This is a genomic window from Streptomyces sp. NPDC001880, assembly GCF_053594575.1.
The window spans coordinates 102075-126981 of sequence record NZ_JBSFET010000013.1 but is presented as its reverse complement, the minus strand read 5'-3'; the positions used below and the strand labels follow the sequence as shown (position 1 = coordinate 126981).

At 72.0% G+C, this 24907-nt stretch carries 23 protein-coding genes and 2 pseudogenes; 12 read left to right on the top strand and 13 right to left on the bottom strand.

Translation table 11 applies throughout. The features are described 5' to 3' along the window. Positions 1 to 104: 104 nt before the first annotated feature. Positions 105 to 1073: a VOC family protein gene (locus ACWCQ6_RS11255; RefSeq protein WP_451087776.1), complete on the bottom strand. Its 969-nt coding sequence runs from the start codon at positions 1071 to 1073 to the stop codon at positions 105 to 107. 333 nt (positions 1074 to 1406) lie between these two features. On the opposite strand from ACWCQ6_RS11255, the gene ACWCQ6_RS11250 reads away from it, so the two are divergent. Then, complete coding sequence (locus tag ACWCQ6_RS11250; RefSeq protein WP_451087774.1) at positions 1407 to 2054, top strand: TetR family transcriptional regulator; 648 nt, start codon at positions 1407 to 1409, stop codon at positions 2052 to 2054. A 195-nt stretch (positions 2055 to 2249) separates the two neighbouring features. Here the strand turns inward: ACWCQ6_RS11250 and ACWCQ6_RS11245 are convergent, their stop codons facing one another. Beyond that, on the bottom strand, positions 2250 to 2738 hold the full coding sequence (locus tag ACWCQ6_RS11245) for a nitroreductase family deazaflavin-dependent oxidoreductase (protein ID WP_451087772.1): 489 nt from the start codon (positions 2736 to 2738) through the stop codon (positions 2250 to 2252). Beyond that, positions 2738 to 4033, bottom strand: a complete 1296-nt coding sequence (locus ACWCQ6_RS11240; protein WP_451087770.1) for an acyl-CoA dehydrogenase family protein — start codon at positions 4031 to 4033, stop codon at positions 2738 to 2740. Before ACWCQ6_RS11240 ends, ACWCQ6_RS11245 begins: the two co-directional genes overlap by 1 nt. Before the next feature lie 163 nt (positions 4034 to 4196). On the opposite strand from ACWCQ6_RS11240, the gene ACWCQ6_RS11235 reads away from it, so the two are divergent. Together ACWCQ6_RS11235 and ACWCQ6_RS11230 are read left to right on the top strand one after the other, a co-directional pair. After that, entirely contained in the window at positions 4197 to 5366 is a 1170-nt protein-coding gene (locus ACWCQ6_RS11235) for a thiolase C-terminal domain-containing protein (protein WP_451087768.1), read from the top strand. 426 nt (positions 5367 to 5792) lie between these two features. Then, a complete protein-coding gene (locus ACWCQ6_RS11230) occupies positions 5793 to 6458 on the top strand; it encodes a pyridoxine/pyridoxamine 5'-phosphate oxidase (protein WP_451087766.1) in 666 nt (221 codons plus the stop codon). Positions 6459 to 6518: 60 nt separating this feature from the next. Here the strand turns inward: ACWCQ6_RS11230 and ACWCQ6_RS11225 are convergent, their stop codons facing one another. Together ACWCQ6_RS11225 and ACWCQ6_RS11220 are read right to left on the bottom strand one after the other, a co-directional pair. After that, positions 6519 to 6707, bottom strand: a complete 189-nt coding sequence (locus ACWCQ6_RS11225) for a ferredoxin (protein WP_451087764.1) — start codon at positions 6705 to 6707, stop codon at positions 6519 to 6521. A 43-nt stretch (positions 6708 to 6750) separates the two neighbouring features. Next, positions 6751 to 7944 carry a cytochrome P450 gene (locus ACWCQ6_RS11220; protein WP_451087762.1) on the bottom strand — a complete coding sequence of 398 codons (1194 nt, stop codon included), beginning with the start codon at positions 7942 to 7944 and terminating at the stop codon, positions 6751 to 6753. A 214-nt stretch (positions 7945 to 8158) separates the two neighbouring features. On the opposite strand from ACWCQ6_RS11220, the gene htpX reads away from it, so the two are divergent. The 3 genes from htpX to ACWCQ6_RS11205 all read left to right on the top strand — a co-directional run bounded on the left by htpX (position 8159) and on the right by ACWCQ6_RS11205 (position 10503). Then, positions 8159 to 9094 carry a zinc metalloprotease HtpX gene (gene htpX / locus ACWCQ6_RS11215; RefSeq protein WP_451087760.1) on the top strand — a complete coding sequence of 312 codons (936 nt, stop codon included), beginning with the start codon at positions 8159 to 8161 and terminating at the stop codon, positions 9092 to 9094. 84 nt (positions 9095 to 9178) lie between these two features. Beyond that, positions 9179 to 9763 (top strand): PspA-associated protein PspAB, encoded by a 585-nt coding sequence (pspAB, locus tag ACWCQ6_RS11210; RefSeq protein ID WP_451087758.1) that lies wholly within the window; start codon positions 9179 to 9181, stop codon positions 9761 to 9763. Between the two features lie 152 nt (positions 9764 to 9915). Next, positions 9916 to 10503, top strand: coding sequence for a DUF1707 SHOCT-like domain-containing protein (locus ACWCQ6_RS11205; RefSeq protein WP_451087756.1), 588 nt, complete (start codon positions 9916 to 9918; stop codon positions 10501 to 10503). Positions 10504 to 10525: 22 nt separating this feature from the next. On the opposite strand, the gene ACWCQ6_RS11200 is transcribed toward ACWCQ6_RS11205, so the two are convergent. Then, complete coding sequence (locus tag ACWCQ6_RS11200; protein WP_451087754.1) at positions 10526 to 10945, bottom strand: Zn-ribbon domain-containing OB-fold protein; 420 nt, start codon at positions 10943 to 10945, stop codon at positions 10526 to 10528. Further along, positions 10942 to 11394: a DoxX family protein gene (locus ACWCQ6_RS11195; RefSeq protein WP_451087752.1), complete on the bottom strand. Its 453-nt coding sequence runs from the start codon at positions 11392 to 11394 to the stop codon at positions 10942 to 10944. Before ACWCQ6_RS11195 ends, ACWCQ6_RS11200 begins: the two co-directional genes overlap by 4 nt. A gap of 233 nt (positions 11395 to 11627) precedes the next feature. On the opposite strand from ACWCQ6_RS11195, the gene ACWCQ6_RS11190 reads away from it, so the two are divergent. After that, positions 11628 to 12815 (top strand): flavin-containing monooxygenase, encoded by a 1188-nt coding sequence (locus ACWCQ6_RS11190; RefSeq protein ID WP_451087750.1) that lies wholly within the window; start codon positions 11628 to 11630, stop codon positions 12813 to 12815. A gap of 335 nt (positions 12816 to 13150) precedes the next feature. Here ACWCQ6_RS11190 and ACWCQ6_RS11185 read toward each other — a convergent pair whose 3' ends face one another. The 3 genes and pseudogenes from ACWCQ6_RS11185 to ACWCQ6_RS11175 form a co-directional block, all read right to left on the bottom strand. After that, positions 13151 to 13954, bottom strand: coding sequence for a MerR family transcriptional regulator (locus ACWCQ6_RS11185; RefSeq protein ID WP_451087748.1), 804 nt, complete (start codon positions 13952 to 13954; stop codon positions 13151 to 13153). After that, the gene (locus ACWCQ6_RS11180; RefSeq protein ID WP_451087746.1) at positions 13947 to 14492 is read right to left on the bottom strand and encodes a VOC family protein; all 546 of its coding nucleotides are present in this window, start codon (positions 14490 to 14492) and stop codon (positions 13947 to 13949) included. Before ACWCQ6_RS11180 ends, ACWCQ6_RS11185 begins: the two co-directional genes overlap by 8 nt. A gap of 5 nt (positions 14493 to 14497) precedes the next feature. Beyond that, positions 14498 to 14802 (bottom strand): annotated as a pseudogene (locus ACWCQ6_RS11175) (hypothetical protein); the annotation flags it as partial. Between the two features lie 163 nt (positions 14803 to 14965). Between ACWCQ6_RS11175 and ACWCQ6_RS11170 the strand changes: the two are divergent. The 4 genes from ACWCQ6_RS11170 to ACWCQ6_RS11155 all read left to right on the top strand — a co-directional run bounded on the left by ACWCQ6_RS11170 (position 14966) and on the right by ACWCQ6_RS11155 (position 20763). Next, complete coding sequence (locus ACWCQ6_RS11170; RefSeq protein WP_451087744.1) at positions 14966 to 17197, top strand: acetate--CoA ligase family protein; 2232 nt, start codon at positions 14966 to 14968, stop codon at positions 17195 to 17197. Positions 17198 to 17267: 70 nt separating this feature from the next. Further along, positions 17268 to 18098, top strand: coding sequence for an enoyl-CoA hydratase/isomerase family protein (locus ACWCQ6_RS11165; protein WP_451087742.1), 831 nt, complete (start codon positions 17268 to 17270; stop codon positions 18096 to 18098). A gap of 516 nt (positions 18099 to 18614) precedes the next feature. Further along, positions 18615 to 20042 (top strand): sensor histidine kinase, encoded by a 1428-nt coding sequence (locus ACWCQ6_RS11160; protein WP_451087740.1) that lies wholly within the window; start codon positions 18615 to 18617, stop codon positions 20040 to 20042. Between the two features lie 34 nt (positions 20043 to 20076). Beyond that, positions 20077 to 20763: a response regulator gene (locus ACWCQ6_RS11155; RefSeq protein WP_451087738.1), complete on the top strand. Its 687-nt coding sequence runs from the start codon at positions 20077 to 20079 to the stop codon at positions 20761 to 20763. On the opposite strand, the pseudogene ACWCQ6_RS11150 reads toward ACWCQ6_RS11155, so the two are convergent. Further along, a pseudogene (locus ACWCQ6_RS11150) lies at positions 20743 to 21450 on the bottom strand (phosphatase PAP2 family protein); the annotation flags it as partial. The gene ACWCQ6_RS11155 and the pseudogene ACWCQ6_RS11150 sit on opposite strands and share 21 nt — an antisense overlap. Positions 21451 to 21722: 272 nt before the next feature. Here ACWCQ6_RS11150 and ACWCQ6_RS11145 point away from each other — a divergent pair. Continuing rightward, positions 21723 to 22337 carry a flavin reductase family protein gene (locus ACWCQ6_RS11145; RefSeq protein WP_451087823.1) on the top strand — a complete coding sequence of 205 codons (615 nt, stop codon included), beginning with the start codon at positions 21723 to 21725 and terminating at the stop codon, positions 22335 to 22337. A gap of 300 nt (positions 22338 to 22637) precedes the next feature. On the opposite strand, the gene ACWCQ6_RS11140 is transcribed toward ACWCQ6_RS11145, so the two are convergent. Together ACWCQ6_RS11140 and ACWCQ6_RS11135 are read right to left on the bottom strand one after the other, a co-directional pair. Then, positions 22638 to 23687 carry a Zn-dependent alcohol dehydrogenase gene (locus ACWCQ6_RS11140; RefSeq protein ID WP_451087736.1) on the bottom strand — a complete coding sequence of 350 codons (1050 nt, stop codon included), beginning with the start codon at positions 23685 to 23687 and terminating at the stop codon, positions 22638 to 22640. Next, on the bottom strand, positions 23684 to 24880 hold the full coding sequence (locus tag ACWCQ6_RS11135; protein ID WP_451087734.1) for an acyl-CoA dehydrogenase family protein: 1197 nt from the start codon (positions 24878 to 24880) through the stop codon (positions 23684 to 23686). Before ACWCQ6_RS11135 ends, ACWCQ6_RS11140 begins: the two co-directional genes overlap by 4 nt. Between the last annotated feature and the right edge of the window lie 27 nt (positions 24881 to 24907).

The window sequence follows — 24907 nt, the reverse complement described above, 5'->3', positions numbered from 1 at the left end:
TGTACGGCGTCTCACCACTGGGCACCACCCGGCGGTGCGCTCCCCCGATTCTTCCTGGCTGAGGCCCTGGTTGCGAACCCGGGGGCGGATCGGGGTGTCACAGCTCACTCTGCCCCGTTCTCGGACACAAGGGGCTGAAATACAGCGAAGACGGCGCCCTGATCGTCCTGGAGGACCGCCATCCGCCCGTACGGGATGTCGAAGGGCGGTGCGGAGATCCGGCCGCCGAGGCGTACGGCGTGCCCGGCCGTGCTGTTGCAGTCCTCGACGGCGAAGTAGCTGAGGAAGTAGCTGGGCAGTTCCGCCGGGAAGGCGTCGGTGATGACCCTGCGCCCGGCGACCGCGGTGTCCGGTCCGGGCTCGGTGCCCGCCGGGGACCACATCCGGAATTCGGGGGCGGGGCCGGCCGCAACGGGTTCGCGCTGCTCGTCCCGCTCCTCCTGCTCGTCCCGCTCCTCCCGCTCCTCCCGCTCGTCCGCGCCGGGTTCACCGGGTTCGCCGGGTTCACCGGGTTCGGCGGGTTCGGCGGGTTCACCGGGTTCGGCGGGTTCGGCGGGTTCGGCGGGTTCACCAGGTTCGGCGTCCAGGTCGAGGTCGGTGCTCTGGAAGCCGAAGACCTGCTCGTAGAAGGCGTCCACCTGGTCCTTGTGGCGGGTGTGGACCTCGGCCCAGCAGAAGGAGCCGGGTTCGTTCTGCTTCTCGAAGCCCTCGCGGTCACCGGCCTGCCAGAGCCCGAAGACCGCTCCGCCGGGATCGGCCGCCTGGGCGAGGATTCCGGCCCGGCCGGCCCGGACCGGCTCGGTGATCACCTGGCCGCCCGCCTCCCTGATCCGGGCGACGGACGTGACGATGTCGTCGGTGGCGAAGTAGATCCCCCAGGCGGTGGGCATCCGGCCGTCCTGCTTGGCAGCGAGCGCGGCGACGAGCTTCCCGCCGCTGCAGGCGTCCGCGTACGGCCCCTCACCGGCCCGGAAGGTCCAGCCGAACAGCTCGCCGTAGAAGCGCTTGCCCGCTTCCAGGTCGGGAAGCTGCGCATCCACCCAGCACGGCGCGGATGGTGCGAATGCGGCCATGGGCCCGGGTCCTTCCGTGATCACGCGTCGCTCGCGATTCGCGCAGTGTCGCTCGTCACAGCCAACGTAACCGCGGGTCGCGCGCATCGCGCCCCGACCCCTCCCTATCGAACTGATTTTCGACGCGCTTCGACGGAAGACTTCCATGCTCACGGCATCACGGAAAGTTATCCACGGAAGTTATCCACAGGCTGTTGATAAGACTTGTCACTCCATGGTTCACTCCAGGTGCGCATGCGTCGAAATCCGGCCACTGCCCCCGCCGCGCCTGCGGTGATCCCCATTTGCAGTCGGCCGAATCGCGCTCCGATCACCCCTCGGTAAGCTGACGGCATGACAGGACAAGTGCGCACCGTCGACGGCCGCGTGGCCGGTCGACGCGGACAGGCGACGCGGCAGAAGCTGCTCGACTGCCTCAGCGAGATGCTCAGCTCCTCACCGTACCGGGACGTCAAAGTCATCGACGTCGCCCGGAAGGCGGGGACTTCACCCGCGACCTTCTACCAGTACTTCCCCGATGTCGAGGGCGCCGTCCTCGAAATCGCCGAGGAAATGGCCAAGGAGGGTGCCGGGTTGACCGAACTGGTCGCCGGCCGCTCCTGGGTCGGCAAGGCCGGCTGGCAGACAGCCGAGGAACTGGTCGAGGGATTCCTCGACTTCTGGCGGCACCACGACGCGATCCTGCGCGTGGTCGACCTCGGTGCGGCCGAGGGCGACAAGCGGTTCTACAAGATCCGCATGAAGATCCTGAACTCGGTCACCAACTCCCTCACCGATTCGGTGAAGGAGCTCCAGGCCAGGGGCAAGGTCGACAAGGAGGTCAGCGCCGCGGCGATGGCGGGCTCGCTGGTCGCGATGCTGGCCGCCGTCGCCTCGCACCAGAAGGGCTTTACGACCTGGGGTGTGAAGCAGGCCGAACTCAAGCCGAACCTCGCCCTGTTGGTACATCTGGGCATCACCGGCAGGAAGCCGACGAGGTAGCACCGGCGCCGACGGCCCGCCCCCACCGGGTATCGCGCGGCCGTCCCGGGCGCCCCAGGTCCTGTCTCACCGACGGCGGGCCACACATGTGGTCCGCCATCGGTGCACCCGGACCGATTCGGGAACCGCCGCGTTCAGGCGGCACCCCCGTTCAGGAACCGTCCCGTTCAAAACCGTCGCGTTCAGAAGCCGCGTTCAGGAGCCGTCGCGCCCGCGCAGTCTGAAGAGCCGGATCTCCCGGTCGACCCGCTCCTGGTAAGTCGCGTAAGGCGGCCAGAACTTCAGCGCCGCCCGCCACGCCTCGTCCCGCTCGGCACCAGCCAGCAGCGTGGCGTGCACCGGAATGTCCCGGCCCCGCCAGTTGACGACCGCCTCGTCGGGACCGGCCAGCAGATTCGCGGTCCAGGCAGGGTGCCCGGTACGGCCGAAGTTGCTGCCGACCAGAATCCAGCTCTGCTCCGCCCCCGCCTCCGGCATGCAGGCCAGCGGAGTGGTTCTGAGCTGCCCGCTCCTCGCCCCCGGCACCATCAGGATCAGCCCCGGCAGCATCCGGGAGCTGAGCAGCACCCTGCCGCGCGTGAGCCGGTGCACCGTACGGTCCATGGCGGGAACGACATGCGGGGCGATCCTCGCGAACGCGCGGGTGGAGGAGACCTTCTGGATCAGCCGGACACCGGGCGCCATCAGACCGCCATCCGTCCGGCCGGTCCCGGGACGGCCGGCTTCGTCGTCGGCCCCGTAGCCGATCCCGCCGCCTGCCTCGTCACCGCCCCCGCCACCGATCCCGCCGCCACCCCGTTCACCGCTCCCGCGAACAGCCCGGCCCGCTGCGCCGCGTGGTCACGGAGCCGGTGGACGGGACCGAAGAGCAGTTCGTCGGCCGCGGCCCGCTTGAAGTACAGATGCGCCTCGTGCTCCCAGGTGAAGCCGAGCCCGCCGTGCAGCTGGACGGCCTCGCCGGTGGTGGTCCGGAGCGCCTCCAGGGCCTGGGCGAGGGCGAGCCCCCCGGCATCGGCCGGGTCCCAGGCCGCGTAGTACGCCGCGGAGCGGGCCGCCTGCACCCATACGTACAGGTCCGCGAGGCGATGCTTCACGGCCTGGAAGGAGCCGATCGCCCGGCCGAACTGCTCGCGCGCCTTGACGTATTCGACCGTCCGCTCCAGCGCGCCCGCCGCCGCCCCCACCGCCTGGGCGGCGAGCAGCGCGGCAGTCGGGTGACCGGCCGCGGCGAGTGCGCCACCGATGTCCATGGCGTCGTCCGCGCCGAGGAGTTCGGCCTCGGTGTCGCGGAGTTCGACCCGGGCCAGCGGGCGGGTCTCGTCGAGCGAGGTGCTGCGGTTGCGGACGACTCCGGCCGCCGTGTCCGGGCGGACCAGGAAGAGAAGCGTACGGCTGCGCGGGAAGCCTCCGGCGTGGGCCGCGACCAGGAGGAGTCCGGCGCTGTGCCCGTCGAGCACCTGGGCCGCCTCCCCGTACAGCCGCCAGCCCGCCGCGCCGGCGACCGGCCTGGCCTGCATCCCGCCCGCCCGGCCGCCGCCCGCCCAGGCTCCGTCGGCTCCGTCGGCGGTGAGGCCGAGGGCGGTGGCGAGCGAGCCGCCGGGGACGGCCAGGGTCGCGGTCAGCTCACCGGCCGCGATGCGCGGCAGCAGGGCGGCGCGCTGGGTGTCGGTGCCGAGTGCGGCGATCAGGGGCGCGGCGAGTGCGGCGGTGGCGATCAGGGGCGAGGGCAGCAGGGCGCGGCCCGTCTCCTCACAGGCGACGGCGAGCTCGGTGAGACCGCAGCCGACGCCTCCGTACTCCTGCGGGAGGGCGAGTCCGGGCAGCCCGAGGTCCTGGGCGAGGCGGCGCCACAGCTCCGCGTCGTACCCGTCGGCGGTGCGCACGGCGCTTTTGACGTCGTCGGGTGCGCAGCGGGCGGCCAGCAGTTCGCGCAAGGTGCGGCGGATCTCGTCCTGTTCCGCGGTGAAGGCGGCATCCATCGGCGGACTCCTTCCCCTCAGGGGCCGGAAGCCCCTGATCTGACGGTGCGTCATGCTAGGGCCGAATCCCCGAGATGCCCAGAGCTGCGCACGGGAGGCAGCCGCGGATCCCCGCCCCGCCGGACGGTCCCCCCGCACCCGGATCTGATGTACCGTCAGATTCATGCCTTCTTCCCACCGCAAGGTCGCTGTCGTCGGCATATCCCTCGCCGACTGCGGACGCGTAGAGACGGCCACGCCGTACGCCCTGCACGCCCAGGCCGCCCGTCGGGCGCTGGCCGATTCGGGGCTGGACCGGTCCGTCGTCGACGGTTTCGCCTCCGCCGGGCTCGGCACGCTCGCCCCGGTCGAGGTCGCCGAGTACCTGGGCCTGAAGCCGACCTGGGTGGATTCCACCGCGGTCGGCGGATCGACCTGGGAGGTGATGGCGGCCCACGCAGCGGATGCGATCGCGGCGGGGCACGCCAATGCCGTACTGCTGGTGTACGGGTCGACGGCGCGCGCGGACATCAAGGCGGGTCGCCGGACCTCCAACCTCTCCTTCGGGGCGCGCGGCCCGCTCCAGTTCGAGGTGCCGTACGGGCACTCGCTGATCGCCAAGTACGCGATGGCCGCCCGCCGTCACATGCACGAGTACGGGACGACCCTGGAGCAGCTCGCCGAGGTCGCGGTCCAGGCGAGGGCGAACGCGGCTGCCAACCCGGACGCGATGTTCCGGGACCCGGTCACGGTGGACGAGGTGCTGTCGGGGCCGATGATCGCGGACCCGTTCACCAAGCTGCACTGCTGCATCCGCAGCGACGGCGGCTGTGCGGTGCTGCTGGCCGCCGAGGAGTACGTGGCGGACACGGCGAAGGCGCCGGTGTGGATCCTCGGCACGGGCGAGCACGTCTCGCACTCCACCATGTCCGAGTGGGACGACTTCACGGTCTCCCCGGCGGCGGTCTCGGGCCGCCTGGCGTTCGAGCGGGCCGGGGTGCGGCCCTCGGACATCGATCTCGCCGAGCTCTACGACGCGTTCACCTACATGACGCTGGTGACACTGGAGGATCTGGGTTTCTGCGCCAAGGGCGAGGGCGGCGCGTTCGTGGAGAAGGGCCGGACCGGGCTCACCGGCGAGCTGCCGGTGAACACCGACGGCGGCGGCCTGTCCGCCTGCCATCCCGGGATGCGCGGGCTGTTCCTGCTGGTGGAGGCGGTACGCCAACTGCGCGGCGAGGCGGGCGAACGCCAGGTGCGCAGGGCGGGCGGCCGGCTCCCGGAGCTGGCGGTGGCATCGGGGACGGGCGGCTGGTTCTGCTCGTCGGGGACGGTGGTGCTGGGGCGAGGGTGAGGGTACGGGGCTCCGTGGCCGGCCGGGTCACACCGGGACGACGGTGAGGGCCCCTCCAGCCCCTTGGAATCGGCCGCGTTGCGCGTGTAGAGCGGCAGCCCCCTGACCGAGGCGATGGACGCGATCATCAGGTCCATGCGCCGGGGCCGGGGATCATGCCGGGCGGCGATCACCAGCGCCACCAGGCTCCCGTAGCGGGCCGCGGCCTCCCCGTCGAAGGGAAGCGGCTCGAAGTCGGCCACCGAGGCACCGAGCTTCTCCATCCGGGCCACCCGCACACCGGGGTCTCGGGCCATGGCCACACCCTGCTGGAGCTCGGCCATCGTCACGGCGGTGAGCGCCGGGAGGACGGGCAGATCCTCCGCACGCGGCAGATCGAGGAACCGGCTCGCCCGCCCCGTACCGGGCGTGCGCTGCAATGGGGGCATGACCGACGCACACCAGAGCTTCCTGGACCTGCTCCATGCCCAGCGTGTCTGGGAAGTGGAGCTTCCCGGCTTCGATCCGGCCGCCGCGCCGCCGGCCCCGCTCGCTCTCTTCCACCGCTGGTTCGCCGAGGCGGTGGCCGCCGGGCAGGCGGAGCCGCACACCATGTCGCTGGCCACCACGGACGCCGAGGGGCACCCCGATGTGCGGACGCTGATGCTGCACGACGCGGACGAGCGCGGCTGGCACTTCGCCACCCACCGCACCAGCGCGAAGGGCCGCCAGCTCGCCGCCCGGCCGTACGCGGCGCTCGGCTTCTACTGGCCGGCGCAGGGCCGGCAGGTGCGGGTGCGGGGGCCGGTCACCGCATGCGCACCCGACGAGAGCCTGGCCGATCTGCACGCCCGCTCGACCGGTGCGCTGGCAGCCGCGCTGACCGGCTCGCAGAGCGAGGTGCTGAGCTCACTGGAGGAGCTGACCCGCACCGCCGACGCCGCCTGGGAGCGGGCGCGGGCCGAACCGGACGCAGAGGTCGCGACCTGGACCCGGTACGTGGTCGAGGCACGGGAGGTCGAGTTCTTCCAGGGCGACGCGGCGCGCAGGCACGTACGGCTGCGCTACCGCAGGCAGGACGCGCACTGGACCCGGGAACTGCTCTGGCCGTAGGACCTCCGGCCCACCCGTGCCCGTACGGAACCTGCCGTACGGGCACGGCCCGGCGGCCCGTCAGCCGAGGCTGATCGCCTGCACCGGGCAGACCCGGGCGGCCTCCTTCACCGTGGCGCCGTCCAGGGCCTCTTCGTAACCGGGCAGCAGTTCGCTGAACCCGTCGTCGTCCTGGGTGAACACCTTCGGTGCGGTGAGCGCGCACTGGCCCGCACCGATGCACCGGTCCTTGTCGATACTGATCCGCATTCCGGCAGAGCCTTCCGGTCGCATTCCGATCACCATGTTCCGATCACCATGTCACGGGTAGTTCGAGCAGCCCCTGAATGGTGTCACCGGGCTTGAACGGGATTTCTTCAGCGGGTACCGCGAGCCGCAGACCGGGAAAACGGTCGAAAAGCGCGGGCAGTGCGATCTCCAGCTCGGCACGGGCCAGATTCTGGCCCAGGCACTGATGGACCCCGAAGCCGAAAGCGACGTGATTGCGCGCGTTCCGCCCGAGGTCCAGTTCGTCCGGGGACGGATAGACGGTCTCGTCCCGGTTGATCACCGACGTGGTCAGGACGACACCGTCCCCCGCACGGATGGTCACCCCGCCCACCTCGATGTCCTCGACGGCCACCCGCGAGATTCCGTCGGCGATGGACAGGAAGCGGAGCAGTTCCTCGACCGCCGAACCCATCAGGCCCTCGGACTCGCGCATCCGGGCGAGCTGATCGGGATGCTGGAGCAGCGTGAACGTACCGAGCGAGATCATGTTCGCGGTCGTCTCGTGCCCGGCGACGAGCAGGATCTGGGCCAGCCGCACCAGCTCGACGTGGTCCACTCCACCGGTCTCCAGCTGCTTGACGATGAGCTCGTCGAGCAGCCCTTCGCCGGGGGCGGCCCGCTTCTGCTCGATCAGCACCCGGAAGTAGTCGTCGAGCTCGTCCCGAGCCGCCTCGACATCCGCCGCCGCCGGACCGCGGAGCAGCTTGCGCGACTGCGCCTCGAAGAACTCGTGGTCCTCGTAGGGCACCCCGAGCAGGGCACAGATGACCATGGACGGTACGGGCAGGGCGAAGGCGTCGACCAGATCGGTCGGCGGGCCCTGCTCGGCCATCGCGTCGAGCAGCCGGTCCACTGTCTCCCGGATCTGCGGCCGGAGCGCAGCCGTCCGCTTGACCGTGAAGCTCGGGATCAGCATCCGGCGCTGGGCGTTGTGCTCCGGGTCGTCGACGCCGAGCAGCTCGACGCGGCGCAGCTTGCTCGAAGCCAGCCGCTCGGCGAAGAACGGGAACGCGGGGTTCTCCCGGTCGGACGACAGCCGCTGGTCCACCAGGAGCGAACGCGCCTCGGCGTGCCCGGTCACCAGCCACACCGTGCGGCCGTCGAAGAGCCTGGCGGGAGACACGGGCCGCTGCTCCCGGTGCTCGCGATATCCCGTCGGCGGGTGGTAGGGACAGGTGCGGTTCTGCGGAAAGGAGACGGTCTCGGCATCTGCCATGACGGACCTCGCAAAGAGAGGGGGGAGTCCTACCGATCTCCACTCACTAGATGCCTGGGGCACCTAATGGGTCCAGGTGGTGTTCGGCCAAATGTCCTCGGGGAGATCCATTTTCCGCCCGCCGGGCCGAGCGAGCATTTCGAGCCACCCGGTTGCCTACGCGTTCCTTGTGAAAGGGGCAAGATGGAAGGCATCAGGGTGACTGGAGGCGAAAATGAGCCGAGCCCTTTCCCGCACCCGCACGGGCACCCGTTCCCGTTACGCCCCGGACAGCGGGCTGACCACACGCATGGTCGGCACCATGTTCCTGATCGGCCTGTTGTACGTGGTCCTGGTCGGCGTACTGCTCGCCGTGCTGCGCGGCGCCTGGCCGATCGTCCTGATCTTCGTGGGCGGCATGTTCATCGCGCAGTTCTGGTTCAGCGACCGCATCGCGGCGTTCAGCATGGGGGCCCGTGAGGTCACCCCGGAGGAGGCGCCGGAGCTGCACGGCGCCGTCGACCGGATCTGCGCTCTTGCCGATATGCCGAAACCACGCGTGGCCATCGCGCGGAGCGACGTGCCGAACGCCTTCGCGACCGGCCGCAGCGAGAAGACCGCGCTCGTCTGCGCCACCACCGGGCTTCTGCGCAGACTGGAGCCCCCGGAGCTGGAGGGCGTGCTCGCGCACGAGATGTCGCATGTCGCACACCGCGATGTCGCCGTCATGACGATCGCCTCGTTCCTCGGCGTGCTCGCCGGCGTCATCACCCGGGTCGCGCTGTGGGGCGGGCTCTCCCGCAACAGCCGCAGCAACGACCCGGTCGGCATCGCGATCATGCTGATCCCGCTGGTCAGCGCTGTCGTGTACGCCCTGAGCTTCCTGCTGACCCGGCTGCTCTCCCGCTACCGCGAACTCTCCGCCGACCGTACCGCCGCCCTGCTCACCGGCCGCCCCTCCGCGCTCGCCTCCGCGCTGACCAAGGTGACCGGTCAGATGGCCCGCATCCCGACCGAGGACCTGCGCAAGGCGGAGCCGTACAACGCCTTCTACTTCGTCCCTGCGTTCTCCTCCAAGGAGAGCCTGAGCCGGCTGCTCTCCTCCCACCCGACCCTCGAACAGCGCCTGGACCAGCTGGCCCGCATCTCCGCCGACCTCGCCCGTCCGTGAGCAACGCCCGAAGCGACGCCCGGAACAACGCCGACGCGACGCCCGGAGGAACACCCTCCCCGTCCCCGCAAGGAGCGACGCCCCATGGGTCTTCTCGACACCATCCTCGGCCGCAGCAAGCCGGTCCGCCCCGACCTCGACGAGCTCTTCGCCGTACCCTCCGCCGCCCTCACCCTCCAGGCGGGCGCGGGCTTCACACCGACCGGTCTCGGCTCGGTCTGCTTCGCGGGCGTCGAGGGCGGCGCCTTCGCCCGCCTCCAGCAGGACGTACGCGAGCTGCTCGACGCCGACACCGGCCGCGGTGGCCTCCCGGTGGAGTTCAGCCAGGACGCGTACGGCTACACCTGGCTGCTCTCCCGCCGTCCGGCCGACGACACCGCCACCCTGGTCAACGACCTGCACGCGGTCAACACCCTGCTCCAGGACGGCGGGTTCGGCCCGCACCTGCTCTGCTCGCTGGTCGGCTTCCGGGACGAGCGGGACCGGCCGCTGGCCCTGGTCTACCTCTACAAGCGCGGCACCTTCTATCCCTTCGCCCCGCTGCCCGGCGGCGGCGAGAAGCGGGACAACCAGCTGGAGTTGCAGGTCAGGGCGGCACTCGGGGACGACCTGCGGATGGAGAAGGACCTTGCCCGGTGGTTCCCGGTGTGGGGGGCTCCGGGGCTGTGACGCGGGAGGGCCGGACAGGCACTGACCGAACAGGCCGTCCGGGGCTGTGACGCGGGAGGGCCGGACAGGCACTGACCGAACAGGCCGTCCGGGCCGCAGCGCGCTGCGCCACCACTGGGATCCAGGGCTCCCCCGCCCGTATCATCGCTTCCATGACTGCTGAGCCCGCCCGTTCCGCCGCCCGCATGCGTGCTTCGGATGCCGATCGCGAAGCGGTGGTAGAGCAGTTGCGCGAGGCGGCCGCCGAGGGCCGTATCGACATGGACGAGCTGGACACCCGGCTCGGGCAGGCGCTCTCCGCCAAGACCTACGCCGAACTGGCGCCCCTCACCGAGGACCTGGTCCCCATCGAGGTGGCCGCCGGCGAGCCGCTGGTCCTCAAGGGCGGCATGCACGGTGTGACGCGCTCGGGCGTCTGGAAGGTCCCCCCGGTGATACACGCCAAGGGCGGCATCGGCGGCGTCCGGATCGACTTCACCCGCGCCGAGTGCCGGCTGCGCGAGATCGCACTGGAAGTACGCGGCGAGATGGCCGGGGTGAAGATCGTGATCCCGGAGGGCTGGACCGTGCACACCGACAACCTGGACCAGGGAATCGGCGGCCTGAAGGACAAGACCACCGAAGCGCGGACCCCCGGCGCCCCGCTCCTGCGGCTGACGGGCTCCTGCGGCATGGGCGGTGTGGTCGTACGCCACCCGAACTTCCTCGAACGACGCAAGCTGCGCGCCATCGAATCCTGAGAGCGCGCCCGGCGAAGCGCACTCAGCAGTCTCCGGGGTGGAAGACCGGAACGGCCTCCTCCCCCTCCTCCTGACGGAAGCCCACCCGCAGCGCCATGCCGATGGCGAGAGCGGACTCCTCGCACCCCACGATCTCCGTCATCATCCGCGGCCCCTCGGCCAGGTCGACCACCGCGGCGACATACGGAACGCGGGCGCCGAACGGCGGCAGGTCGTTGCGGTGGACGACGGACCAGGTGTAGAGCGTGGCGTCCCCGCTCGCCGGCTCCCAGGCGACGTCCTCGCTCCAGCAGTGCGGGCAGAACTCTCGCGGGTAGTGGTGCGCGCGTCCGCAGGCGCGGCAACGGCGCAGCAGCAACTGCCCCCGGGCGGCGGCGTCCCAGTACGGGCGGCTGAAGGCGTCGGGCTCGGGGAGGTCGAAACGTACGGCGGCCGCGGTCACAGGAAGAGTCCGATCGCTTCGTCGAGGGACCAGGTCTGCCAGGACATCGCGAACAGCGCGACGAGCGAGATGAGCGCCATCATCGTGTTCTGCCCCTGCTCGGCCCAGTCGTGGATCATCAGCACCAGATAGAGAAGGTTGAGGAGGAGCCCCGCGACCAGTGCGACGGGGGTGAGGAAGCCGGCGATCAGGCCGAGCCCGAGGGCGAGTTCGGCGTATACGACGATGTAGGCCATGACCTTGGGGCGCGGGGCGACGATCCGCCGGAATCCGGTGCGCACGGCCGCCCAGCGGTGCTTGCCCGCGACGTCCGCGGCCCAGGCGATGCCCGTGCCGCGCTCGAACCAGCCCTTCTTGTCCTTGTGCCGCCAGCTCTCCAGCCACCACAGGCCGAGGCCTATCCGGAGAACGGCGAGCCACTCGGCTCCGCCGAGCCAGATCGTCTGCATGGGGCCTCCCATGGCCTCCCGTTCGCTGAACCTGACGGTACGTCAGTTCACCCGATGGTGAGCGAATCACGCAAGAGGCATGCAGGGAGCACCCAGGAAGTGCGCAGGAAGTGGCCATAATTCGGCAAATGGCTTAGAGGTCGCGCGCATCCTCTTGAACGCGTGATCAATTCGCAATCGATTCCGGTCTTGACCGAGACCCATCAACCGGGTGCGCGATTACGCTCCGAACCATGCCCGACAGCGCCCCTACCGCCGGTAGCTCCATATCGGCCCAGACCGGCCTCACCGAGAACCGGCCCGTATACGTCATCGGTGGCGGTCCGGGCGGTCTCGCCGCCGCCGCGGCCCTGCGCGAGCTGGGCGTACGAGCGGTCGTACTGGAGAAGTCCGGGAACGTGGGAGCGTCCTGGCGCCGTCACTACGACCGGCTGCACCTCCACACCACCCGGCGCCGGTCGGCGCTGCCGGGGCTCGCGATGCCTCGCCGGTTCGGGCGCTGGGTGTCCAGGGACGATGTGGTGCGCTATCTGGACAAGTACGCCGAGCACCATGAGCTGGAGGTGGTGACGGGCGTCGAGGTGTCCCGGGTCGACCGCGCCCCGGACGGCAGGAGCTGGCAGCTGACCGCGACCGGCGGCCGGATGCTGACCGGCCGGGCCGTCGTCGTCGCCACCGGCTTCAACCACACCCCGCGCATCCCCGACTGGTCCGGACTCGACTCCTTCACCGGCGATCTGGTCCACGCCTGCGAGTACCGCAATCCCGCCCCGTATGCGGGCAAGGACGTCCTGGTCGTCGGCATCGGCAACACGGGCGCTGAGATCGCCGTCGACCTGGTCGAGGGCGGGGCGTCCCGGGTACGGATCGCCGTGCGCACCGTGCCGCACATCGTGCGCCGCTCGACCGCGGGCTGGCCCGCCCAGTCGACCGCCGTCCTGGTGCGCAGGCTGCCGGTCCGGCTGGTCGACCGGGCCGCGGGCCTGATGGCCAGGGTCGCCGTGCCCGACCTCGCCGCGCAGGGCCTGCCGCGCCCGGACACGGGCCTGTACTCACGGGTCAAGGACGGCGCCATCCCGGTGCAGGACGTGGGGCTGATCGACGCGGTGAAGCGCGGCCGGGTGGTGCCGGTGGCGGCCGTGGAGTCGTTCGACGGGGACACGGTCGTGCTGGCCGACGGCGAGCGGATCACCCCGGACGCGGTGATCGCGGCGACCGGCTACCGGCGGGGGCTGGAGGGCCTGGTCGGCCACCTGGACGTACTGGACGCCCGGGGCCGGCCGGTGGTCCACGGCGCCCGCACCCCCAAGCAGGCTCCCGGCCTGTACTTCACCGGCTTCACCAACCCGATCAGCGGCATGCTGCGCGAACTGGCCCTGGACGCGAGGAAGATCGCGAAGAGGCTGGCCCGCCGGGGCTGAGGCCGCGTGGGCCGCCGCTTGCCGAATGGGTCGCCGCTTCCGGAAACGACCGGCATGCCGATACCCGTACGCGCCGTCGCGCACCGGCCGTTGACCGCCGACGCGCGGGGCCCCTGCGCCTCGAAGCCCGCCATGCCGGCTGCGGTGAAGCGGGCCATGGCGTAGTCGTCCTCATCCGCCAGGTCAGTGCGGCTCCGCCCCCGGGCTGGTGCCGCGGCAGACAACGTTCGCCCCGTCGCGCAAACGTTGCCTGCCGCGGCACCAGGTGTACCCGGCCACCCGCCGACCGCGAACGAGTGCGATCGAGCGGAGAGAGCTGACGTGGTGCGGGGCCACTACTGCCAGGTCGCCGTGTCGGGGTCGATTCCGTGAGCGCGAGCGGCCTCGTCGATGATCTGCCGGAACCAGGAGGCCAGCCCGGCACGAACGCCGTCGTAGTGGGCCGCGAAGCCCGGGTCGGACTCGAACATTCGCCCAAGACACACCTGCATCTGCCGCGTGAGCGGGAAGAAGTTCGAGAAGACCTCGCGGTGGCGCTTGACGAGCGCGTTCGCCTCCGGACTGCCCGGAGCGACGCCCTGGTCCAGCGCATCGCCCAGATCACGCTGGAGCGTGGACATCGCCTCGGAGAGAGTCCGCCACTGTTCGCGCGTGCGGGAGGCGGAGCGTTCGGCGAACTGCGCCCACTGCGGGGAGTCTCCCCAGACGACGCGGGCCTGTCCCGGTCCGCGCGGATCCCAGTCCGGACCGAACGTTGCCGACTGCTCTTCGTCGCTCAGGAGGATTCCGCGTTCGTGTGCCTCGGCCATCCGTTCCAGGCGTTCGTCGAGCTGTTGCAGGTCGTGCATCCGCTCGGCGAGCTGGGAGCGTTGCTCACGCAAGGTGGCGCCGATCTCGGTGGTCGCGTCGTCGAGAACCCCGCGGATCGCATCCAATCCGAGGCCGATCTCTCGATAGGCGACGATCCGGTGCAGCCGCTGCAGGTCCGCGTCGGTGTAGCGGCGGTACCCGGCCGCGGTGCGGACAGATGGCGACGCCAGGCCGATCTCGTCCCAGTGGTGCAACGTGCGGACGGTCACCCCCAGGAGCTCGGCAGCCGCGCCCACCGTGAGACCGCCGTCGAGCTCGGGATCAGTCATGAACGCCATTGTCGCCTTCACCCATTGATTTCGGGGCGACGATCCCGACCGATTCGAGATCGCGTGCCTCCCGGCTGCCGGGAACGAGGCGCTTCGCGGCGGTGAACACGACCCGCGCCCGCTCGGGCGTGATCACTTCGATGTCGCGAGTGTTCCACGGAGTGTCACGCGGGCCGGTAACGCTATCGGCAACGAGTCCACGACACGCCTCGACGAGCTGATCGACCTCGCTCAGGACACACGAGAAACTCACGCTCATCGCCGGCACCTGTGTCTGCGCGGAACCACCCTCCGCCGGGACGAGCAACACGTCCTGGAACGCCCACCGGCGCAGGTGTACCACCTGGCCGGGAATGCTGAACAACTCGAAGAACCCGAGCCCTCGCACCCAGAAGTCCGTGGACACGGCCAGATCCGACGTCGGAATCGTCACGAACGCCGGCATTCCGTAGATGCCGTGAAACGGCTCCGGCGCAACCGCATCCGGCCCGGGAGTGGGCACGGGGCTCATCTCAAACGCGTTGAAGAAATCGCTCATGCACCTCATCGTTGACCCTCACGCAACGTGAGGGTCAACCCCAGCAGCAGATGCACCGACCTCTTGGCCGGGTACACCCACCAGGCGGCCTCCTTCAGGTCGGATCGGCACTCGCGGCAGCGGCCCGGCTCGGGGGCGCGGAAGGCCCGGTCGCAGCCGTCGCAGTTCTGCAGGGGGCTCGGCGCGGCGCGGCCACTTCGACCGGGGCGGTGGGCAGGGGTGGCGGCAGGAGGGTGGTGAGACGGTGAGTGAGCAGGCCCGCCGGACGTGCCGGCGGTTCTGGCAGGTCCGCGACGAGGGTGCGGCGTACGCCGATGCGGGGGTCGTCGACTCGTCGGCACCCGGCTCTCGTCCAGCCTTTGCCTGCACACCCATTCCTGACGAGCCGTCAGTTCAGTAACCTGACAGAGCGTCAGCTTTTGGCTGGCCGGGCACGATCACCCGACGGACCTAGAGCAGGAGTGGGCGGAACGATGCTTGGATCGACTCACGGCACCCTCACCACCGACTTCCGCGCCAGGGTGGTGGCCTGCGGCGAAGAGCCGCACGCCGCCGTCCACAGCATGACGGTCGATGCCGCCACGGAGTGCGTCCTGGACGTCAGCGGCCGGCCGCTGCACGCGGCCGTACCGGACCTGGACCGGTTCTTCCGGCCCGGGTCCGTGGCCGTCGTCGGCGCGTCCGACACCGAGGGACGGCCCAACACCGGCATCACCCGGCAGCTGATCGGCTGGGCCGAGCGGGTCGGGGCACGGCTGTATCCCGTGCACCCCACCAGGAAGTCCGTGTTCGGGCGGGCTTGTTCTCCTTCCGTCGCGGAGCTGCCGGAGCAGGTCGATCTGGCGGTGCTGCTGGTCGGCGATCCGCTCCCGGTGATCGAGGAACTCGCGCAGGCCAAGGTGCGGTTCGCGGTCGCCTTCGCCTCCGGGTTCGCCGAGACCGGGGAGGAGGGCGCCGCCGCCCAGGCACGGCTGGCCACGGCGGTGGAACGGTCCGGGCTGCGGCTGCTCGGGCCGAACACCAACCTCAACGCCTTCGAGAAGTTCCGGGACGATCTGGACGGGCCGGCCATCGCGCTGATCACCCAGTCCGGCCACCAGGGCCGCCCCGTCTACACCCTTCAGGAGCTGGGTGTGCGGCTCTCCCACTGGGCACCCACGGGCAACGAGGCGGATCTGGAGACCGCCGATTTCATCTCGTACTTCTCGCAGCGCCCCGAGGTCGGGGCCATCGCATGTTATGTGGAGGGGCTCAAGGACGGGCGCTCCTTCCTGCTGGCCGCGGACCGGGCGGCGCGGGCCGGGGTCCCGGTCGTGGCGGTCAAGGTGGGGCGTACGGAGACGGGGGCCAGGATGGCCGCGTCACACACCGGCAAGCTGACCGGCGCCGACCAGGTGGTGGACGCGGCGATGCGGCAGTTCGGTGTGATCCGGGTGGACGGGCTCGACGAGCTCCAGGACACCGCGGCGCTGCTCGCGCGGGCACGTAAGCCGCAGGCCGAGGGGGTCGTCGTGTATTCGATCTCGGGTGGCACGGGCGCGCACTTCTCGGACCTGGCGACCGGGGCCGGGCTGAGCCTGCCCACCCTCTCCGAGGCGAAGCAGCGCGAGCTGCACGAGTGGATCCCCGGCTATCTGAACGTGGCGAATCCGGTCGACAACGGCGGTCATCCGGTCGGCGACTGGCGCGGCCGGAAGATCATCGACGCGATACTCGCCGACCCGGACGTCGGAGTGCTGATCTGCCCGATCACCGGCCCCTTCCCCCCGATGAGCGACAAGCTCGCGCAGGACCTGGTGGACGCGGCGGAGACCACGGACAAGCTGGTGTGCGTGGTGTGGGGCTCGCCCGTGGGCACGGAGGAGGCGTACCGCACGACGCTGCTCGGCTCGTCCCGCGTCGCCACCTTCCGCACCTTCGGCAACTGCATCACCGCCGTGAAGGCCTACCTGGACCACCACCGGTTCGCCGCCTCCTACCGCTCCCCCTTCGACGAGGCGCCCCGCACGCCCTCGCCCTCGTTCCGCAAGGCGCAGGCACTGCTGCGTCCGGGCCACCAGCTGAGCGAGCACGCGGCGAAGCAGCTGCTGCGGGCGTACGGAATCCGCGTACCGCGCGAGCAGTTGGTGACCAGCGCCGCGGCGTCCGTCCGGGCCGCGGGGCTGGTCGGCTACCCGGTGGTCATGAAGGCGTCGGGCGCCCGGCTCGCGCACAAGACCGAACTGGGCCTGGTCAAGGTCGGGCTCACCTCCGCGAGCCAGGTGCGCGACGCGTACCGCGAACTGACCGACATCGCGCGGTACGAGGGCGTCGAGCTGGACGGGATCCTGGTCTGCCAGATGGTCGAGCGGGGCGTCGAGATGGTCGTCGGCGTCACTCAGGACGCGCTGTTCGGGCCGACGGTGACGGTCGGTCTCGGTGGCGTGCTGGTCGAGGTGCTGCACGACGCGGCGGTGCGGGTGCCGCCGTTCGGCGAGGACCAGGCGCGGTCGATGCTGGGCGAACTGCGCGGCCGGGCACTGCTGGAGGGCGTGCGCGGAGGTCCGCCGGTGGATGTGGACGCGCTCGTCGAGGTCGTGCTGCGGGTGCAGCGGATGGCGCTGGAACTGGGCGACGACCTCACCGAACTGGACATCAACCCGCTGATGGTGCTGGGCCGGGGGCAGGGCGCGGTGGCGCTGGACGCGCTCGCCGTCTGCCGCTGACCGGTCGTTCCCCAGCCGGCCGCGCCGCCGTCGGCGCCATCGCCCGACCCACCCGACCAGGAGCTGCCTCATGCCGTCCTCCCCCGAAGACATCACCGAGTCCGCCGACCCGCTCCACTCATGGGTACTGCACGCCACCGACAACGGCGTCTGCTGGATCACGCTCAACCGTCCCGAGGCGATGAACGCCGTCACCTGGGAGCAGCGGGAACGCGTCATCGGCCTGCTCGCCGAGGCCTCCGCCGACCCGGCGGTCCGGGCCGTCGTCCTCACCGCCACCGGCCGCGGTTTCTGTGCGGGCGCCGACCTGCGCGGTGCCCCGGCGACCGGCGAGCGGGTGCCGGGCGATGTGGCCCGTACGATCCGGCTCGGCGCGCAGCGGCTGATCGCCGCGGTCCTGGACTGCGAGAAGCCCGTCGTCGCGGCCGTCAACGGCACGGCGGCCGGCATCGGCGCCCACCTGGCGTTCGCCTGCGATCTGGTGCTGGCCGCCGAATCGGCGAAGTTCATCGAGGTGTTCGTACGCCGGGGTCTCGTGCCCGACGGCGGTGGCGCGTATCTGCTGCCGCGGCTGATCGGCCCGCAGCGCGCCAAGGAGCTGATGTTCTTCGGCGATTCGCTCCCGGCGGCGGAGGCACAACGACTGGGGCTGGTCAACCGGGTCGTACCGGACGGCGAGTTGGCGGATACCGCTCGGGCGTGGGCGCAGCGGCTGGCCGAGGGGCCGACCCGCTCGATCGCTCTCACCAAGCAGCTCGTCAACGCGTCGATGGACGCCGACCGCGCGACGGCCTTCGCCGCCGAGGCCATGGCCCAGGAGATCAACATGACGACGCAGGACGCCAACGAGGGCGTGGCGAGCTTCGTGGAACGGCGGGCGCCGAAGTACCGGGGGATCTAGGGCGTGTTTCGCCCTGTCACGCGGGTGACAGGGCGCTGGTGTCCAGGTCGAACGGACGCGCACTGGTCATGTCGGCATCTCCTCCCGCTCAGCCGCTCCGACCACTCAGAGCAACGGCCCGCAACCCGGTGCGGTCGCCATCGGGTGCGCTCACCCCGGGCCGTGCGGCTGAGGGATTCCCGGGCGCGGTACTGCTCCTCGCGGGCGCGGTTCATCTCCAGGACCATGCCGAACGACCGGCCGCCGAGGATCAGGCGGCGCGGTGGGTCCGGCAGGGCGGCCAGGCGCAGGAGCGCGGGGGCCGCCTCGCTCGGGTCCGGGCCCGCGTCGTCGCCCCACATCTCCGTCAGGCGGGTGCGTCGTCGTGGGCGGGGTCGGGAGCGGTCGCCGTGGTGTCGGAGGTGAACAGGCCCGTGGCGTAGCCGCCCATCTGCACGACGGTGACCTTGATCCCGAACTGCTCGACGTGACTTTCGGCAGTGTCGGGGCGCTCGGCGGCTGCGTACGGTCGTCCGGGTGGAGAGAGTGATGTCGATCGGTGCGGTCCGGCGAACCCTTGTCGCGCCGGGGAATCTTCTGGCCGTCGGCGCGGCGGTCTGTGTCGGGCTGAGCGCGGTCAGCGCGTGGTGGGCGCTGCCCGCTGCCGCGGCGGCGTTCTTCGCGGGCCGGGAGCCGGGGAGGACCGGGCCCGTGGTCCTCGTGCTCGTCGCGTTGGTGGCCGGCGGGGTGGTGGCGGTGGCCCTGGTGCCGTCCTGGCTGCTGATGGCGGGGCGGTACGTCGCGGTGGTGGCGGTGGCGGCGATGCTGCCGTGGTTCGCGGGGCGCTTCTGGCGCCAGTACCAGGAGCTCGTCCGGGCGGGCTGGGAGCGGGCGGCTCGGCTGGAGCGCGAACAGCAGCTCGTCGCCGAGCAGGCCCGGTCCCGCGAACGGGCCCGGATCGCCCAGGACATGCACGATGTCCTCGGGCACGACCTCAGTCTCATCGCCCTGTCGGCCGGCGCCCTCAAGCTGACCCCCGGACTCGACGAGGCGCACCGGGCCGCGGCCGGGGAGATCCGGGCCCGCGCGGCGGCGTCCGTGGAGCGGCTCGGCGAGGTGATCGGCCTGCTGCGCGAGGAGACGGACGACGAGCCGCCGCAGCCGCCCGGCACCGGCATTCCCCGGCTGGTCGAGGAGGCCGCGGCCGCCGGGCTCGCGGTGGGCCTGCGGGTCGAGGGGGACGCCGGCGCCCTGCCCGAGTCGGCCGCACGCGCCGCCCACCGGGTGGTCCAGGAGGCCCTGACCAACGCGGCCAAGCACGCGCCGCGGGCGCCGGTGGAGGTGCGGGTGACGCACACGGCCGAGGCGACGACGGTACGGGTGGAGAACGGGCCCGCCCCCGCACCGGCCCGCGCCGAGGACGTACCGGGCACCGGGCGGGGGCTGATCGGGCTCGACGAACGGGTGCGGCTGACCGGTGGCACCTTCACCCACGGCCCGTACGGGGGCGGCTTCGCCGTCACCGCACGGATTCCGCACGCCCCGCCCGCCCTCCGGCCGCCCGCCGCACCGCGGCCCACCCCGCCGCCCCTGCCCCCGGAGCACCGGCACGCCCGCAGCCGCGCCCGCCGGGCACTGGCCCTCGCGGTGGTGCTGCCCCTGGTGGCATGGGCGGGGCTGAGCGGAGCCCTGATGGCCTGGGACATCCGCTCGGCCCAGCTCTCCGTGCTGGACCCCGGCGACTACGCCCGGCTGCGGGTGGGACAGGATCGGGATGCGGTCGAGCGGCTGCTGCCCGACCGGGAGACCACGCAGCGGCCGGTGGCCGGGGAACCGGAGGGAGAGGGCATCGGATGCGCGTACTACGCGATGACGGCGGACCGCTTCGACGACCGGTCCGGGGACGCCTACCGGCTCTGCTTCCGGGACGGCCGGCTGATGTCCAAGGAGGCCCTGACCCCATGAGCGCGCCCCACGCAGAAGGAACGGTGAGCGGACGGTGATCCGGGTGCTGATCGCCGACGACGAGCCGATGATCCGCGCGGGGGTGCGCTCCGTGCTGTCCACCGACCCGGACATCGACGTCGTCGCCGAGGCCGCCGACGGACACGACGCCGTGGAGCTGGTACGCCGCCACCGCCCGGACGTCGCCGTGCTCGACATCCGGATGCCCGGGACGAACGGCATCGAGGCGGCGGCCGAGATCCGGCGCACCGTGCCGCGGACGGGGGTCGTGATGCTCACGACCTTCGGCGAGGACGACTACATCCTCCAGGCGCTCGGAGGCGGCGCCGCCGGTTTCCTGATCAAGTCGGGCGAGCCCGAGGAACTGATCGCGGGGGTCCGCGCGGTGGCCGACGGGGCCGCCTATCTGTCACCGAAGGTCGCGGCGCGGGTCGTCGCCCATCTCTCGGCGACGGGTGCGGGCGCCCTGGCCGGCCGGCGCACCGCCGCCCGGGAACGGGTCGGCGCTCTCACCGCCCGGGAACGCGACGTACTGGCCTTCCTCGGCAGCGGGCTGTCCAACGGGCAGATCGCCCGGCGGCTCCATCTGGTGGAAGGGACGGTCAAGGCGCACGTGAGCTCCATCCTGGCCCGGCTGGGCGTGGACAACCGGGCCGCCGCGGCCGTCGTCGCCCACGAGGCCGGAATCGTCGCGCCCGCGCAGCCGCCGCTCGATCGCTGACGCCGCACTCCGGGCGAGCGGCAGGAACGCGAGCAGTACGGCCGCCACCACCGAGGCCCCCAGGACCGCGCCGGCCAGCACGTCGTGCGGATAGTGCGCCCCCACCGCGACCCGCAGCAGGGCCGCCACCGCGCCCACCGGCAGGGTGACGGCGGCCAGGCGCGGGCGCAGCACGGCCAGGCCCACCGCGAGGCCGGCGGCCAGGGTGGCATGGTTGCTCGGGAAGGACCAGTCGCCGGGCGGCGGGCACTCGGCGGCCGTCTCCGCGATGCCGTGCAGGGCCCGGCAGGGGCGCTCCTCGTCCACCACCAGCTTCGTCGCCTCACTGACCGCGTACGCCGTCACGGTGCCGATGCCGGTGAGCACGGTGCCGGCGGACATCCGGGTGTCCCCCCGGCGTACGGCGCTCCACCAGGCCCACACCAGCAGCAGGCCGAGGACCACCAGGGTGCCGTCGGTGGCCGCCTCCAGCAGCGGTCCCGTCCAGGAGGGCGCGTCGGCCACCGCCCGGTTCACCGAGCGGTAGACGGAGGCCGAGGCGCCGTCCGTCACCTCCACGGCACGGTCCGTACCCAGTCCGCCCGGGGCGAGCGCCAGGACGGCCGCCGCCCCTGCGGCCAGGGCGGCGCAGGCGAGCAGGGGCCTCGGCTGCCCGGTCCGGGTTCTGCTTCCGGTTTCTCGTCTCATGGGAGGTGAACCTAGGGGCGGCGGGAGGTCGCGGACCCGGGCCGAACGGCAGGGTTCACCCCTGACGATCGTCAGGGGTGAACCCTGCTCGCGGGACTGCTGCCCGGCGTCCGCCGCTCCCGGCCCTGCGCGCGGTGCGCCTCGCCCGGATCGCCTGGTCCCAGGCAGGGCCATGCACCCTCCGCGCACCGGCATGTTCAAGCTGCCGGTCCACGCGCCTTCCCATCTGATGGAGTGTCAGCTCTAATCGAAGGATGATGGGACACGCAGGCATGGCCGCCATCGCCGTCCGGTACCTCAGGTCCGTCGGCGCCGCCACCACCGCCGGACCGGCACCGGTCGATCCGCTGCCGCGCCCGCATCTGCGAGCCGTGGCCGACGGTGAGCGGCCGCCCGTGGACCCGGGCGAATTCCGCCGCGTGCTGGGGAGCTTCGCCAGCGGCGTCACCATCGTCACCGCGCACGACCCGGACGACGCGCAGGGCCCGGCGGGCTTCGCCTGCCAGTCGTTCGCCTCGCTCTCCCTCGACCCGCCACTGGTCACGTTCATGGTCGCCCGTACGTCGACGACCTGGCCGCGCATCGCACGCGCCGGGGTCTTCTGCGTCAACATCCTCGGCGCGGGCCAGGGCGCGCTGTGCCGGAGCTTCGCGGTGAGCGGCGCGGACAAGTTCGCGGGGGTGGCGTACGCACCCGCCCCGGTGACCGGGTCTCCGCTGCTGGACTCCGTACCGGCCTGGGTCGACTGCCGCATCCAGGCCGTCCACACCGGGGGCGACCATCTGATCGTCGTCGGCCGGGTGGAGGCACTGGGCGCGGTGGACGAGGCCGATCCGCTGCTGTTCCACCGGGGGGTGTTCGGGCGCTTCGGGCCCCTCGACGGGTGAGCGCGCGGTGAGCGCGCACCGGGGCCCCACCCCGTGACACACGCAGCCCGAAGGGCCCGTCGTCGGCCGGGCCCGACGACGGTGTCCGACGGCGCCTTCACCCGGCGGATCCCAGTGCCGTCGGCGCCGCCGTCGCACACAGCGCCCCCGACGCGTACCGGACCACGTCGTACGAGCCAGCGGTGAGGGGTCGGGGCGCTCCCCTCGGCCCGGTCCACCCGGAGGGCGGGCTCACCGGCGAACCGGCCGCCGCACCTTCCGCGCCAGGAAAAGGGCCTGAGGGGCGCCGCCCGGGGGGGGTCAGAACACCAGCACGCCCCGTGCCACCCGGCCGTGGTGCGCGTCGTCCGCCGCCTTGGCGAAGTCCTCCACCGGGTAGGTGGCGGTGACGAGTTCGTCCAGGAGCAGCCGGCCCTCCCGGTACAGCTCCGCGTAGAGCGCGATGTCGCGCTGCGGGCGCGAGGAGCCGTAGCGGCAGCCGAGGATCGACTTGTCCAGGTACATCGACGAGACGAGGAACGAGGCCTCCGCCGTCGCGGCCGGGACGCCCAGCAGGATCGCCTGGCCGTGCCGGTCCAGCAGGTCGATCGCGGTACGGATCAGTTCCGTACGGCCCACGCACTCGAAGGCGTGGTCGGCGCCGCCCGGCAGAATCTCCCGCACGCCGTCCGCCGAGGTCAGGAAGTGCGTCGCGCCGAACTGCCGGGCCGCCGCCTCCTTCGCCGGGTTGGCGTCGACGGCGACGATCGTCAGCGCGCCCGCGATCCGGGCGCCCTGGATCACATTGAGCCCGATGCCGCCGGTGCCGATGACCACGACCGTGTCGCCCCGGTCGACCTTCGCCCGGTTGAGCACGGCTCCGACGCCCGTCAGCACCCCGCAGCCGATCAGGGCCGCGGAGGTCAGCGGGATGTCCGCCGGGATCTTCACCGCCTGCACGGCCTTGACCAGGGTCCGTTCGGCGAAGGCCGAGTTGGACGCGAACTGGTACAGCGGCTTGCCGCGCCGTACGAACGGCTGCCCCGGCATCCCGATCGCCTTGCGGCACATGGTCGGGCGCCCCCGGTCGCACTGGGCGCAGGCCCCGCAGTTGGCCAGTGTGGACAGCGACACATGGTCGCCGGGCTTCACATGGGAGACGCCCGCGCCGACCGCCTCGACCACGCCCGCGCCCTCGTGCCCGAGCACCACCGGCGACGGGAACGGGATCGTCCCGTCGATGACCGAGAGGTCGCTGTGGCACAGCCCGGCCGCGGCCACCCTCACCAGCACCTCGCCGGGGCCCGGACCGCGTATCTCCAGATCGTCGACGACCTCGGTCCGCTTGCCGTCGAAGACGACGCCTCTCATCTCGGCTCCCTCGGTAGGCCGAGCACCCGCTCGGCGATGATGTTCCGCTGGATCTCGTCCGAGCCGCCGTAGATGGTGTCGGACCGGGTGAACAGGAACAGGCGCTGTGCCTCGTCGAGTCCGTACGGTTCCTTCGCCGACCAGTCGTCCGGGCCGACGGCCGCCGCCGCGCCCCTGACCTGCACGGCCAGCTCGCCCAGCCGCTTGTGCCAGCCGCCCCAGAGCAGTTTGGCCACGCTGGGCGCGCCGGGGTCGCCGGTGGAGCCGAGGGTGCGCAGGGCGTTCCAGCGCATGGTCCGCAGCTGGGCCCACTGGTGTACGAGGCGTTCGCGCAGGACCGGGTCGGTGACGGCGCCGCTGTCGACGGCCGTGCGGACCACCCGGTCCAGTTCGGCGGCGAAGCCGATCTGCTGGACGAGCGTGGAGACGCCGCGCTCCAGGGCCAGCAGGCCCATGGCGACGGTCCAGCCGTTGCCCTCGCCGCCGACGCACTCCTCGGCGTGCGCCCCGTCGAAGAAGACCTCGTTGAACTCGCTGGTCCCCGACATCTGACGGATCGGCCGCACCTCGATCCTGCCGGGCTGGTCCATCGGCACGAGCAGGAACGACAGGCCGTGGTGCCGGCGGGAGCCCGGCTCCGTACGGGCCAGCACGAAGCACCAGTCGGCCTCCTGCGCGAGCGACGTCCAGATCTTCTGCCCGGTCACGCGGTGGCCGCCGGTGCTCCGGTCGGGCACCGCGGCCGTGCGGACCGCGGCGAGGTCCGATCCGGCGTCCGGCTCGCTGTACCCCTGGCACCAGAGCGCGTCGCCGCGTGCCACGGCGGGCAGGAAGCGGCGCTGCTGTTCCTCGCTGCCGTAGGCGATCAGGGTCGGGGCGAGGAGGTTCTCGCCGATGTGGCCGACCCGGGCGGGGGCGGCGGCGCGGGCGTACTCCTCGGCCCAGACGACCTGCTGGGTGAGGGTCGCACGGCGGTTGCCGTGACCGGCGCCGTGGCTCTCCCAGCCGAGGCCGACCCAGCCGTCGCGGCCCAGTTCGCGCTCCCAGGCGCGGCGGACCGCGAAGCCCTCGTGCTCGCTGCCGGGTCCGCCGGTGCCGGCCGCCGCCGCGTACGCGCCGACGAGGTGCGCTTCCAGCCAGGCACGGGCTTCCTCGCGGAAGGCGGTGTCGTCGGGGCCGAAGCTGAAGTCCACGGTGCCTCCTGACCGTTGCCGCTCGCC